We start from the raw sequence: 12,787 nt of genomic DNA, 5'->3' as shown, positions 1-12,787 counted from the left end.
TCCCCTGCCGAGGGAGGTCATGGCCGCTGATTCATGATCTGCTTCAGAAGCACCGCGAGCAGCCCCATGGCGACGACGAGGATGCTGAGCAGGATCGCGCCGACGCCCAGGACGAAGGCACTGACGAGCTGCAGCGCGATGCCGCCGATCAGGGAGACCACCGCGAGCGCCGTGCACATCATCGCCAGCAGCACGAATATCTTCAGCGGATTGTAATAGGTGCAGGCCTCCAGGACGTATTGCAAGGTCCGGATGGAGTCGCGGAACAGGTTCACCTTGGAACGACCGATCCGTTCCTTGTAATCGATCTCGACATAGTCGACGAACTTCGCGTTCATCATGTAGGCAAGGGTCAGCGACGTCGTGAAGCTGAAGAGGTCGCTGACATGCTCGAAATAGGAGATGGCAACCTTTCTGTCGAACACGCGAAGGCCGGAATTGATGTCGGGAATGTCGCGGTTGGCGGTGAATTCGACGATCGCCTTCAGGATTGCGCGCAACGGCGACTTCAACATCGACTCACGGTAATTGGGCCCGGTCCGGGCGCCGACGACCATGTCGAAACCCTGCTTGTAACGGGCGACAAGTCCGGGGATCGCCTCCATCGGGTAGGAGCCGTCCGCGTCGCTGATGACGATCGTGTCGTAGGACGCGGCGCGAATTCCGTCCTTCAGCGAGCGGCCATAGCCGATGTTGTGGGGATGCCTGATCACCTTGGCGCCCGCCTGTTCGGCGAGCGCACCGGTGCCATCGACCGACCCGTCGTCGACGATGACGATTTCGTAGGGGGTGAGTTGAGCGCCCTCGAGAGCCGCCCTGCCCCGTTCGATGGTTTCAACGATGCCGTTGCGCTCGTTGAGCGCGGGAATAATGACTGAAATCATAAGCGACGTGCAATACAGGTAACGGATTGCCCGAAGAAACTTCGCGAAAGCGGATCGAGCGCCCGCGATAGCGGCACAATGTATTTGTCGAACAATGCAATCTGCCCGTTCACGGCGTCGTCGTTGAGCGAGTGATGCCGCTTCAGGCGATTGGCAAGCCAGCCCAATCCGCCGATGGGATTGAAATAGCTCAGCCGGACGAGCTCGACCGGCTGATCCTTCAGCAGATCGGCCAGACGCGTCGTGGTGTAGCGACGGCAGTGTCCCGCCAGGCGATCGAGATCATTGTAGAGCAGCATCAGGGCCGGCACGCTGATCAGGAGATGACCTCCCGGCTTCAGCACATCGACCAGGTTGGCAATCGCGGTCGCGTCGTCCTCGATGTGCTCGAGCACGTTGATGGTGAAGACCGCATCGACGCCTTCAGGAAACAGCGACCGCAACTGATCCCGGACCAGGATATCGCACACGGCAAACTTGCGGCCGGGCATCTGCCGCGTGGCCTGCTCGACGCTGTCACGGTCGTGGTCCACGCCGCAATAATCCCCGAGCTCACCCAGCGCCTTGCTGTAGTGCCCGTGACCAAATCCGACTTCGACAATTTGTCCCCGCAGATAAGGGCGGAACTGGTCGATGACCCAGTTCATGTAGTTCTGCGCGTCCGCAATCGCGCTCGAATAGGTATCGGCCCCAGTCTTGAGCGCGTCGATCGGGACAGGCCGAAGCGGACGAGAGATCTGGACCATGAAACCTGCCCTTTCCTACAGGCGAATTAGCAGGACGAGGCCTGTTTCTCAAGGGCGTTCGGCCTCCACATCGCGCCCAGGTTGATCGTTCGAAATGATCCGCGCCGAACACTTCGTGCCGGTGGCCCAGCGGGCGCCTTGACTTTGGTTCCACAAAAACGCTTGGCTCCCGGGCGCTCTTCCGGCAAATCCCTGCCCCGGTCGATCATCCCAGGCATGGCGCAAGGCCAGAAACCAGAAGGAAGACGTGACGTGACGAGACCCGCAGACGGACGCTCCCTTTCCCGCGGCGATCTCGCCTGGGCGGTCTCGGTCGGGGGCATCGGCGTCGTGCTGTTCACCGCGCTGCTCGCCTTCACCTGGTATTTCGCCGCCACCTTGCTGCTGATCTTCACAGGCATGCTGCTCGGTCTCGGCCTCAACGCGCTGACGATCGCGCTCGGCCGCCGCGTGCCTCTGCCGCATGCTGTGCGGCTCGCCATCGTCTGCACCGCGCTGGCCCTGATGCTCGCCGGCGTCGCCTATCTCGGCGGCGCCACCATTGCCGAGCAGGCTTCGCTGCTGAGCAAGACCCTCAAGTCGCAGCTCGCCAATGTCAGGTCGTTCCTGGACAGCCACGGCTTCGACACCAGCTTCTTCGATCTCGGCAACGGCGGAGCCGAGTCCGCGGTCAGTCCGCCGGTGGAGACGAGCCCCTCGCCGGCGACGCCCCCGCGCAGTGCCTTGCCCGGCGCGGGGGCGCTGGCCTCCAGCGGCGGCGCGATCGTGAGCCAGACCTTCAAGCTGCTGCTCGGCACCATCCACGGTGTCGGCAACATCTTCATCGTGCTGTTCCTGGGCTTCGCCTTCGCCGCTCAGCCTGCGGCCTATCACGACGGTCTCTTGTTCCTGGCGCCGGCCAGGCACCGCACCCGCGTCACCCTCGTCATCGACCGCATCGCCGAGACCCTCGAGCGCTGGCTGATCGCGCAGATCATCGTCATGCTCGCGGTCGGCGTGGTGACCTGGGTCGGATTGGCCCTCATCGGCATCCCCGGCTCGTTCATCCTGGGGATTCAGGCCGGCCTGCTCGCCTTCATCCCGACCGTCGGGGCCATCATCGCCGGCGTCATCGTGGTGCTGGCAAGCCTCGCCTCGGGCTGGATTCCGGCACTGTCGGCCTTTCTGCTCTTCATGGGCGTGCACGCCATGGAGAGCTATGTGCTGACGCCGATCCTGCAGCGGCAGGCGCTAGACATCCCGCCGGCCACGCTGTTCGCGTTCCAGATCCTGCTCGGCGTCGTGTTCGGAATCTGGGGCCTGGCCCTGGCGCTGCCGCTGGTCGCCATCGCCAAGGTCATGATCGACCATTTCAAGACCTATGAGGCGCCGCCGCTGATGGAGGCGGCGTGAGGCCGCCTCACTCAGCTTAGCTCGTCGCTTAGCTCGTCAGCACGGTCTCGGTGTGCTCGACCTCCGGGGGCGAGGCAAAATACTGGCCGACGAGGCCGCGCCATTCGGCGAAATTCTCCGAGCCGCGGAAATCGACGGTGTGGTTTTCCAAGGTCGCCCACTTGACCATCAGCCGGTAGCGCTGCGGCTTCTCGATCGATTTGTGCAATTCGAAGCCGTGAAAGCCCTTGGAGCGGCCGAAAGCGGCCTTGGCCTTGGCGACGGCGGCCTCGAAGTCCTTCTCGCTGCCCGGCTTGACGTCGATTTGCGCGATCTCGGTGATCATCGGTTTCCACCCTTTTTTGCTCGATGGGCGTGTCTACCGCAGCCGACGAAAAAGAAAAAGGCGCCGAAGCGGCGCCCTGGTCGGTCCAAAAATGCAGATCTCTCAGACGAGCAGCAGGACCGTGCCCGCCACGATGAGGGCGCAACCGACGAACAGCGCGAGCGGCCAAGTGCTGCGGCGGCTCTGCGTGTAGCGCCCCTGCGCGCGGCGCTCGCTGATCAGCGCGCTTTCGTATTCGTCCGCGGTCGAGAACAGGCAGGCGAAACCGCTGCGCGCCGAGGCCGCGGCGGCTTCGAGCGACATCAGGGCGGCTTGCGGGTTCTGTCGGCGGATCGATTCCATGACCGCAATGGTAGGGATCGAATGGTAAACAGAGCATTACCCGCAGCGCCGCCCTCGTCTCAGGCGGTGACCGGCCGCGCCTGCGATGCGCCGATCCGCGCGGCGCTCTGGCGGCGCCAGTTCTCCAGCGACAACGGCAGCTCCTCCGCCGCCTCGACACGGTTACGGCCGCCGCGCTTGGCCTGGTAGAGCGCGGTGTCGGCGGACGCCAGCAGCACCTCGAGCTCGGTGCCGGCGGGCCCGCCGGCAACGCCGATGCTGACGGTGGTATCGACCGGCCCCTCATCGACCACGACGCCGGAGGTCTCGAACGCCTCGCGCACGCGCTCGGCGACCAGCACGCCCTCTTCCAGCGAGCACGGCAAGAGCGCTGCGAATTCCTCGCCGCCGATGCGGCCCGACAGGTCGGTGATGCGGAGATTGCTGACGACGACGGTCGAGAACAGCTTCAGCATCTCGTCGCCGGCGGGATGGCCGAAGCGGTCGTTGATCGACTTGAAGTGATCGATGTCGAAGATCATCACGGTCACGGGGCGCCCGGCCTTGGCCTCGCGCTCGATGACGCGGCCGCAGGCCTCGGAGAAGCCGCGGCGGTTCAGCATGCCGGTCAGCGGATCGGTGGAAGCCGCGGTCCGGTGCGCGGTCACCGTGCGCTCGGACACCAGCATGAAGATCACGAAGACGGTGCCGACGGCATAGAGGATGAGCTCGACCGCGAATACGGTGACCCAGATGCTGCCGGAGAAGCCCGCATCGTTCGGGCGCAGGAAGCTGCCGATCAGGATCGGCAGCATCAACACGCAGCCGTGCATCACCGGCATCACGAGGGCCGGCCAGCGTCGTTGCAGGCTCTTGCGCCGTTCGGTCCAGAGCTCGCTGGCGGTCAGCGCCGCATAGACCGAGACGATGCCGGCACCGACGATCATGCGCAGCATGGATGCCGCGGGATCCAGCAATGTCACGGCGGCGACCCAGGCGAGCGCGCCGAGCACGAGGCCCGGCCAGTTCGGCTTGCGGCCGTGGAAGACGCGCGCTGCGTTCCACACCATGCCGCAGGCGACGAAGCCGGCGGCATTCAGCGCAAGGTAAAGATGCGGGCCGAGCCTGTCGCCGGCGGCGGTCCATAGCGCGACGGATGCGGCACCGAGCAGATAGGCGGTGCCCCACCATTTCAGTGCAGGGCTGTTTTCCTGCCTGCCGAAAAACACCATCATCGCGCCGAGCAATGCGGCGACCATGGTGGCGACCAAATAGAGCGTGATGCTATCGAGCGACATCATGTCGGCCCCCTTTAGATCATAGCAGTTGCGCGATCGGCACATCCGATTTGCGCGCCCTTCCGAAGGCGACGCTAGGTCTGGCGAGTTCCATTCAGGTTTTCGCGGGAGGCCAAGTTTTCCGGAAACACGCCATCAATTTGCATACAAACGAACAGCAAAAAGGGCGCTGGAATCAGCGCCCTTTTGCATCTCATTGAAGCCGCTTTCGCGGCGAATGCGGCAGAAGCGATTAACGCTTCGAGAACTGGAAGGAGCGGCGGGCCTTGGCCTTGCCGTACTTCTTGCGCTCGACCACGCGGGAGTCGCGGGTCAGGAAGCCGCCCTTCTTGAGCACGCCGCGCAGCTCCGGCTCGAAATAGGTGAGCGCCTTGGAGATGCCGTGACGGACCGCGCCGGCCTGGCCGGACAGGCCGCCGCCGGCGACGGTGCAGATCACGTCGTACTGGCCCGAACGCTGGGCCACGGAGAACGGCTGCTCGATCATCATCCGCAGCACGGGACGGGCGAAATAGACCTCGACCTCGCGCGAATTGACGGTGACCTTGCCGGCGCCCGGCTTGATCCACACGCGGGCGACCGCGTCCTTGCGCTTGCCGGTGGCATAGGCGCGATTGAACTTGTCGACCTTCTTCTCGTGCTTGGGCGCGTCGGGCGCGGCCGCCGTCTTGAGCTGCGAGAGCTGGTCGAGCGACTGGATGGATTCGGCCATGTTATGCGGCCCTCGTGTTCTTGCGGTTCAACTTGGCGATGTCGATCTTCTCGGGCTGCTGCGCCTCGTGCGGATGATCGGCCCCGCCGTAGACACGCAGGTTGCCCATCTGCACGCGACCGAGCGGGCCACGCGGAATCATGCGCTCGACGGCCTTCTCGAGCACGCGCTCGGGATGCTTGCCCTCGAGGATCTGGCGCGCGGTGCGCTCCTTGACGTGGCCGACATAGCCGGTGTGCTTGTAGTAGGTCTTCTGCTCGCGCTTGCGACCGGTGAGGACCGCATGCTGCGCGTTGATGATGATGACGTTGTCGCCGCAATCGACGTGCGGGGTGTAGGTCGGGAGGTGCTTGCCGCGCAGGCGCATGGCGACGATGGTGGCGAGACGGCCGACGACCAGACCCTTGGCGTCGATCAGCACCCACTTCTTCGTCACCTCAGCCGGCTTTGCCGAAAAGGTTTTCATGTCAGAGTTTCCGTGGACGGGGAGCATCGGCGCGAACACCGCACCGGACTGCGCGGGTTCTAGAGAAGAGACGCGCCACGGTCAATGCCAAGCGACGTAAATTACTCGTGTAATATCAATCTGTTATAAATATGGTGCCATATTACCTGCAAAAAGCTCAAACATTTGGAATGGAATAGGTCGAGGTGACATGGGCGATCGGATCGGGCGAGGTGCCGGACAACAGCTTGACCTCCCCGACCGCCAGCCGCTTGCCGAGCTTCAGCAGCCGCGCCTCGGCCAGCACGTCCTGGCCGGGCTGGCCCTTGCGCAGGAAGTTGATGTTGAGATTGGTGGTCACGGCGAGCCCGACCGGCCCGATCGCGGACAGCAGCACCACGTACATGGCGAAATCGGCCAGCGCCATCAGCGTCGGACCGGACACGGTGCCGCCGGGCCGCAGCATCCTTTCGCTGTAACGCTGCCGCAAGAGGCAGGTCTGGCCGTCCGCGCTTTCGATGGTGATGTCGTCGCCACTGAAGGCCTGGGGAAACTCGAGACGGAGGAACTGCTCGACCTCTGCCACGCTCAATTTCGCTAACGCCATGCTGTTCCCCACCCTCGCTTCACTTGTCCTGTTACATTAAGTTATCTGCGTCATTCAAATGCAATAATCCAACGGAAACGCTTCGATGTCCGTCCAGGCCGCCCGCGCCCCCTCCCCGCAACCGCCGATCCTGCTACGCGAGAGCGCAGGTCCCATCGCGGTCCTGACGCTGAACCGCCCGGCCGCGCGCAACAGCCTGTCGGCCGCGATGATCGCCAGCCTACATGCGCAGCTCGACGATATCCGCAACGACAGGGCCGTCCGCGGCGTCGTGATCGCCGCCACCGGTTCCGCCTTCTCGGCCGGCCACGACATGAAGGAGCTCACCGCGCGCCGCACCGATCCCGATCGCGGCCGCGCCTTCTTCGCCGAGATGATGAATGCCTGCAGCGCCATGATGCAGGCCATCGTGCATCTGCCTAAGCCCGTGGTCGCGGCCGTCCAGGGCATCGCGACCGCGGCCGGCTGCCAGCTGGTTGCCAGCTGCGATCTTGCGATCGCATCGGAGGACGCGAAGTTCGCCACGCCCGGCGTCGATATCGGCCTGTTCTGCTCGACGCCGATGGTGGCGCTGTCGCGCAATGTCCCGCGCAAGCAGGCCATGGAGATGCTGCTGACAGGCGAGCCCGTCACGGCCGAGCGGGCCCGCGAGATCGGCCTCGTCAACCGCGTGGTGCCCGCCGGTACCGAACTCGGTGCCGCGATCGAGCTCGCGCAACAGGTCGCGCTGAAATCCGCCTACACCGTCAAGCTCGGCAAGGAGGCGTTCTACCGCCAGGCCGAGATGAGCCTTGCGGACGCCTATCGCTATGCGGCAGAGGTGATGACCGAGAACATGATGGCCCGCGACGCCGAGGAAGGCATCGGCGCCTTCATCGAGAAGCGCACGCCGACATGGCGGGATGAATAGAATACGTCATTGCGAGCGCAGCAAAGCAATCCAGAATTCCTCCGCAGTGACACTGGATTGCTTGGTCGCTTCGCTCCTCGCAATGACAGCAACAAAGAAGATCCGATGAACCACGACTCCTATCCCGACAATTACATCCGCGGCATCCTCAACGGCGTGAAGTCAATCGCGATGGTCGGCGCCTCGCCGGTCAACGTGCGGCCGAGCTATTTCGCGTTCAAATATCTGGCGCAGCGCGGCTACGACATGATCCCGGTCAATCCGGGCCATGTCGGCAAGGAGCTGCTCGGAAAACCCTTTGTCGCCTCGCTCTCGGACATCGGGCGTCCCATCGACATGATCGACATCTTTCGCAACTCCAGCCACATCATGCCCGTGGTCGAGGAGGCGCTCACGCTCGATCCGCTGCCGAAGGTGATCTGGATGCAGCTCGGCGCGCGGGACGATGCCGCGGCGGCGAAGGCGGAATCGGTCGGTATCAAGGTGGTGATGAATCGCTGCCCCAAGATCGAATATGGCCGCTTGTCGTCCGAGATATCCTGGATGGGCGTGAATTCGCGCACGCTGAGCTCCAAGCGCGCGCCGGCACCGACGCAAGGCATGCGGCTCTCCCTCAATCGGATCAGCGTCGGCGGCGGCGACACCGCGGCATCCGATCGGGCCGCCAAGAACAAGAGCGAGCAGAGCTGACGCAATCGCGACGGATTCGTTTCGCGAACGCGGCAATGCGTAGCAAGATCATTCCGAACTGACGTGGCGCCTTGACGGCGAGCGCGGCGCCCATCAGCATGCCGCGCGATTTCAGGCCACAAGAACAGGACGCCCTCAATGAGCGATCGCCTTCCGGGATTTTCAACTCTCGCCGTGCATGCCGGTGCACAGCCCGACCCCACCACCGGCGCGCGCGCGACCCCGATTTATCAAACCACCTCGTTCGTCTTCAACGACGCCGACCACGCCGCCTCGCTGTTCGGCCTGCAGGCCTTCGGCAACATCTATACCCGCATCGGCAATCCCACCAATGCCGTGCTGGAAGAGCGTGTCGCCGCGCTCGAAGGCGGCACGGCCGCGCTGGCGGTGGCCTCGGGCCATGCCGCGCAGGTCGTGGTGCTGCAACAATTGCTGCAGCCCGGCGACGAGTTCATCGCCGCGCGAAAGCTCTATGGCGGCTCGATCAACCAGTTCACGCACGCCTTCAAGAGCTTCGGCTGGAACGTGGTGTGGGCCGATCCCGACGACATCGAAAGCTTCGAGCGCGCGGTGACGCCGCGCACCAAAGCGATCTTCATCGAATCCATCGCCAATCCCGCCGGCAGCATCACCGACATCGAGGCGATCTCGACGGTGGCGCGCAAGGCGGGCGTGCCGCTGATCGTCGACAACACGCTGGCCTCGCCCTATCTGATCCGCCCGATCGACCACGGCGCCGACATCGTCGTGCACTCGCTGACGAAATTCCTGGGCGGCCACGGCAATTCGCTCGGCGGCATCATCGTCGACGCCGGCACCTTCGACTGGTCCACCGGCGGCAAATATCCGATGCTGTCGGAGCCGCGGCCCGAATATCACGGCATCCGCCTGCAGGAGACCTTCGGCAATTTCGCCTTCGCGATCGCCTGCCGCGTGCTCGGCCTGCGCGATCTCGGCCCCGCGCTCTCGCCCTTCAATGCCTTCATGATCCTGACCGGCATCGAGACCTTGCCGCTGCGCATGCAGAAGCACTGCGACAATGCCAAAGCGGTCGCCGAATTCCTCGCGGGACATCCGGCTGTGGCCTCGGTCAATTATGCGGGCCTGCCGAGCGACAAGTACCACCGGCTCGCCCGCAAATACGCGCCGAAGGGCGCGGGCGCCGTGTTCACCTTCAGCTGAAGGGCGGCTATGACGCCGGCGTCAATCTGGTGTCAAAGCTGCAGCTGTTCTCGCACCTCGCCAATGTCGGCGACACCCGCTCGCTGGTGATCCACCCCGCCTCGACCACGCACAGCCAGCTCGACGACGCCGCCAAGACCAAGTCCGGCGCCGGCCCCGATGTGGTGCGGCTCTCGGTCGGCATCGAGGACAAGGAAGATCTGATCGCGGATCTGGAGCAGGCGCTGGGGGCGTAGTCGCTGTCGTTCCGCGGCGCGCGAAGCGCGAACCTCAGGTGCGCAATTGCGCACCGGGGAACCTCGACATCGAAGCCCAATCTCGAGATTCCGGGTTCGGTGCTTCGCACCGCCCCGGAATGACGTTGGCTTTGGTCACCGTCAGTTAACAGTCATTAACCATATCTGCCCCATACATCGCCTTTGCCCCTTTGATTCGGAGCCGACGATGCTGCGCTGGATGGTACCTGCTCTTGCGGCGATGCTGACGGTTTCAGGCGCGCTTGCCGCCGACTTGCCGGCCAATCCGAAGCGGCGGGCCGCCGCGCCGCCGCCGCAGGTCTATGTCGAGACCGACCCGGACGCACTGATCTCGCCGGCCTATGGCATCGGCAGCTACATCCGCAACCTGCCGGGCACCCCGCTCCTGCCCGGCTCCCACACGCTGCCCGGCTATTACGGCCGTCCCTGGAGCTACGACTATCAGGGCGCGTATTATGGCGGGAAGCAGGTCGACTATTTCTGGCGCCTGCCCTATGCGTGCGGCGTGTACGGCTATTGCTGATCAGCCGGCCGATGTGATCAGCCGGCCTGACCGAGCGGAACCGCGCGCGGCTGCGCGTGGCTCTGCTGGCGCCAGGCGAGCCGTTCCACCTGCATCACCGCAAGAGCGAGCACTGCGATCGCGACCGCCTGGTGCGACAGCGCAAGGTCGATCGGCACCTGGTTGAGCAGCGTGAGGATGCCGAGCACCGCCTGCACGCTCACCGCGGCGAGCAGCCACAGTGCACCGCCCGCGGCCGCGCCTGCGCGCGAGCGCACGGCGTCGATTGCGTGCAGCAACGCCAGCACGAACAGCGCATAGGCGGTCATGCGGTGCTCGAACTGCACCGTCAGGACATTGTCGAACATGTTGCGCCACCACGGCGTCTCGAACCACAGCCGCTCGGCCGAAGGAATGAACGCGCCGTCGATCTGCGGCCAGGTGTTGTAGGCGCGCCCGGCGCGCAAGCCTGCGACCAGCGCCCCGAAATAGATCTGCACCAACGTGACGACCAGCAGCAGCACGCTCGTGAACCGCAGCCGCGCCGGTGCTGCGATCTGCGGCCGCTGCTCGAGCCGCCGCACCGTCCAGACGATGCCGGCGAAGATCGCGAGCGCGAGCAGCAGATGCGTCGCCAGCCGATATTGCGACACCTCGGTGCGGCCCGTCAGGCCCGAGGCGACCATCCACCAGCCCACCGCGCCCTGGAGCCCGCCGAGCGCGAACAGCAGCCACAGCCGGCGCTTCAACTCACCGGACAGACCGCCGCGCCACAGGAAGAACAGGAACGGCAACAGATAGGCGACGCCGATGAAGCGGCCGAGCAAGCGGTGGCTCCACTCCCACCAGAAGATCTCCTTGAACTCGGACAGGCTCATGCCGGCATTGAGCTCGCGATATTGCGGGATCTTCTTGTAGGCCTCGAACGCCTCGGCCCACTGCGCCTCCGACAGCGGCGGCACGCTGCCGGTGACCGGCTTCCACTCGACGATCGAAAGGCCGGATTCCGTCAGCCGCGTCGCACCGCCCACCAGCACCATCAACGCGATCAGCGCGGCGACGGAGATCAGCCACCAGCGCACGGCGCGATGCGGATTGTCTGGAACGGGATTCGTCGTCATGTCAGGGGTTGAAACCAGGGCTTGAACCGGACTGCGTGCCCCTTATAGTCCCCCGCTCCCGCAGCGCAAGTTACGCGACAACGGCAAGCTCACGTCATGACGATCCGCACTCGCAAGTTCCTCGGCGCCATCCTGCTCCTGGTGCTGGCCACGGTCTGGGCCCTGCTCGGCATGGCCGCGGCGCAGATGCCGTGGATCGCCGAATCCGGCTGGCGGCAGGCGATCTACTACGTGGTCGTCGGGATCGGCTGGGTGCTGCCGGCGATGCCGATCGTGAGCTGGATGCAGCGTCCCGACCGCGTCAAGTCTGGCCGGTAGCGCTGGCGGTCGGTTTCACCGGCGCAAAGGCAGCACCCGACACCAGGACGCGCAACATGCGTAGCGAGCGCACACGGCCGTCCCAGGCGATCCGCGGCAGCGCGCGCAAATTGGTCCGGCCCTCCGCATCCACGATGCCCGGGATGGTCGACACTGCGCTGACGAAGCCGGCCTCCTCCGCCATGATGACATGACTGCGCCGGAACGAGGCGCGATCGCCGAACGGAAAGGCGAAATGCCCGATCTCGCGGCCGAAGGCCGCTTCCGCAACGGCCTTGCCCATCGTCATCTCCCGCAGCGCCGCACCGTCCTTCATGTTGGCGAGAACGGGATAGTTCACGGTCGCGCTGCCGATCGTGACGAGCGGATCGGCAGCGAGCTTCGCCAGATCCTCCCAATCCATCGACGCCTCGCGCGAGAGTGCGGCAAGATCGATCCGGTAGCGCGTGCAGAGATCGGCGATCGCCGCCGCCAGATCCGCCGGCGGCAGCGAGCGCAACCAGCTCTCGATATGCGAGAACAGCGCCTGCTTCTCGGCGGGATCGGTGACGACGAAGCGCTGCTCCTTCTCGCCCATCATGAGGCTGATGCGGCTCTCGCGCGCGATCACCTGTTCGAGCCCGAGCCACCACGCCTGTCCGACGCCGTCGGGAAACGCCGTGGGTACGTAGATCGTGAAGGGCACCGCGTGATGTGCCAGCACCGGATAGGCGAATTCGATGAGATCCTTGGGCGCGCCGTCGAAGGTGAGCGCCACGAAGCGCCGCGGCTCCGGCAACGTCACGGCGCGCCGGCAGACCTCGTCCATGCCGAGAAAATCGTAACCCCAGCGCTTCAGCGCGCCAATGGCGCGATCGAGAAATTGCGGCGTGACCTCGTGCGCGCGCAGCGGCTGAAACCCGCCGCGCCGCCGCGGCCGCACCCGTTCAAAGCGCAGGATGGCGCCGGCACCGCGGCTGCCCAGCGCGGCCCGGCCCGTGAACCAGGCCAGCTCGAGGCGCAGCCGTTCCAGCCATCTGCCGTCGGAGGCCAATATCCCCATCCTTGGCATCCCTACCCCTTGGCGCCCTCGAGGCG

Annotated in this window: 15 protein-coding genes and 1 pseudogene; 6 read left to right on the top strand and 10 right to left on the bottom strand. The window is 65.0% G+C overall.

The window, feature by feature from the left end; all coding sequences use genetic code 11:
* Positions 1 to 17: 17 nt before the first annotated feature.
* Both WI560_RS13785 and WI560_RS13780 read right to left on the bottom strand, forming a co-directional pair.
* On the bottom strand, positions 18 to 884 hold the full coding sequence (locus tag WI560_RS13785) for a glycosyltransferase family 2 protein (RefSeq protein WP_375308430.1): 867 nt from the start codon (positions 882 to 884) through the stop codon (positions 18 to 20).
* Entirely contained in the window at positions 881 to 1,531 is a 651-nt protein-coding gene (locus WI560_RS13780) for a class I SAM-dependent methyltransferase (protein WP_375308429.1), read from the bottom strand. Before WI560_RS13780 ends, WI560_RS13785 begins: the two co-directional genes overlap by 4 nt.
* A 351-nt stretch (positions 1,532 to 1,882) precedes the next feature.
* Here WI560_RS13780 and WI560_RS13775 point away from each other — a divergent pair, with 351 nt between their 5' ends.
* Positions 1,883 to 3,022, top strand: coding sequence for an AI-2E family transporter (locus WI560_RS13775; protein ID WP_375308428.1), 1,140 nt, complete (start codon positions 1,883 to 1,885; stop codon positions 3,020 to 3,022).
* Positions 3,023 to 3,050: 28 nt separating this feature from the next.
* Here WI560_RS13775 and WI560_RS13770 read toward each other — a convergent pair whose 3' ends face one another.
* From WI560_RS13770 to WI560_RS13745, 6 genes are all read right to left on the bottom strand, one after another.
* A complete protein-coding gene (locus WI560_RS13770; protein ID WP_257180059.1) occupies positions 3,051 to 3,347 on the bottom strand; it encodes an antibiotic biosynthesis monooxygenase in 297 nt (98 codons plus the stop codon).
* 102 nt (positions 3,348 to 3,449) lie between these two features.
* The gene (locus tag WI560_RS13765; RefSeq protein ID WP_135165392.1) at positions 3,450 to 3,689 is read right to left on the bottom strand and encodes a hypothetical protein; all 240 of its coding nucleotides are present in this window, start codon (positions 3,687 to 3,689) and stop codon (positions 3,450 to 3,452) included.
* Positions 3,690 to 3,748: 59 nt separating this feature from the next.
* Entirely contained in the window at positions 3,749 to 4,969 is a 1,221-nt protein-coding gene (locus tag WI560_RS13760) for a diguanylate cyclase (protein WP_375308427.1), read from the bottom strand.
* Positions 4,970 to 5,198: 229 nt separating this feature from the next.
* Positions 5,199 to 5,678 (bottom strand): 30S ribosomal protein S9, encoded by a 480-nt coding sequence (rpsI, locus tag WI560_RS13755; RefSeq protein ID WP_028136031.1) that lies wholly within the window; start codon positions 5,676 to 5,678, stop codon positions 5,199 to 5,201.
* 1 nt (position 5,679) lies between these two features.
* Positions 5,680 to 6,144, bottom strand: a complete 465-nt coding sequence (gene rplM, locus WI560_RS13750; RefSeq protein ID WP_011087726.1) for a 50S ribosomal protein L13 — start codon at positions 6,142 to 6,144, stop codon at positions 5,680 to 5,682.
* Between the two features lie 157 nt (positions 6,145 to 6,301).
* Positions 6,302 to 6,730, bottom strand: a complete 429-nt coding sequence (locus WI560_RS13745) for a PaaI family thioesterase (protein WP_028136030.1) — start codon at positions 6,728 to 6,730, stop codon at positions 6,302 to 6,304.
* Positions 6,731 to 6,815: 85 nt separating this feature from the next.
* Between WI560_RS13745 and WI560_RS13740 the strand changes: the two genes are divergently transcribed.
* The 4 genes and pseudogenes from WI560_RS13740 (at position 6,816) to WI560_RS13725 (ending at position 10,292) form a co-directional block, all read left to right on the top strand.
* Positions 6,816 to 7,640, top strand: a complete 825-nt coding sequence (locus WI560_RS13740; protein ID WP_375308426.1) for an enoyl-CoA hydratase — start codon at positions 6,816 to 6,818, stop codon at positions 7,638 to 7,640.
* 105 nt (positions 7,641 to 7,745) lie between these two features.
* Positions 7,746 to 8,330 (top strand): CoA-binding protein, encoded by a 585-nt coding sequence (locus WI560_RS13735; RefSeq protein ID WP_375308425.1) that lies wholly within the window; start codon positions 7,746 to 7,748, stop codon positions 8,328 to 8,330.
* 138 nt (positions 8,331 to 8,468) lie between these two features.
* A pseudogene (locus WI560_RS13730) lies at positions 8,469 to 9,748 on the top strand (O-acetylhomoserine aminocarboxypropyltransferase).
* Between the two features lie 208 nt (positions 9,749 to 9,956).
* A complete protein-coding gene (locus WI560_RS13725) occupies positions 9,957 to 10,292 on the top strand; it encodes a hypothetical protein (RefSeq protein ID WP_375308424.1) in 336 nt (111 codons plus the stop codon).
* A gap of 17 nt (positions 10,293 to 10,309) precedes the next feature.
* Here WI560_RS13725 and WI560_RS13720 read toward each other — a convergent pair whose 3' ends face one another.
* The gene (locus WI560_RS13720; RefSeq protein ID WP_375308423.1) at positions 10,310 to 11,392 is read right to left on the bottom strand and encodes a COX15/CtaA family protein; all 1,083 of its coding nucleotides are present in this window, start codon (positions 11,390 to 11,392) and stop codon (positions 10,310 to 10,312) included.
* 96 nt (positions 11,393 to 11,488) lie between these two features.
* Here WI560_RS13720 and WI560_RS13715 point away from each other — a divergent pair, with 96 nt between their 5' ends.
* Positions 11,489 to 11,710: a DUF2842 domain-containing protein gene (locus WI560_RS13715; RefSeq protein WP_028136024.1), complete on the top strand. Its 222-nt coding sequence runs from the start codon at positions 11,489 to 11,491 to the stop codon at positions 11,708 to 11,710.
* Here the strand turns inward: WI560_RS13715 and WI560_RS13710 are convergent.
* Positions 11,694 to 12,743 (bottom strand): polysaccharide deacetylase, encoded by a 1,050-nt coding sequence (locus tag WI560_RS13710; RefSeq protein ID WP_375308835.1) that lies wholly within the window; start codon positions 12,741 to 12,743, stop codon positions 11,694 to 11,696. The genes WI560_RS13715 and WI560_RS13710 overlap by 17 nt on opposite strands.
* Positions 12,744 to 12,787: the final 44 nt, after the last annotated feature.

The organism is Bradyrhizobium sp. A11, assembly GCF_042077125.1.
GTDB lineage: Bacteria > Pseudomonadota > Alphaproteobacteria > Rhizobiales > Xanthobacteraceae > Bradyrhizobium > Bradyrhizobium japonicum_B.
This window is presented reverse-complemented; position numbering and strand designations above follow the sequence as displayed.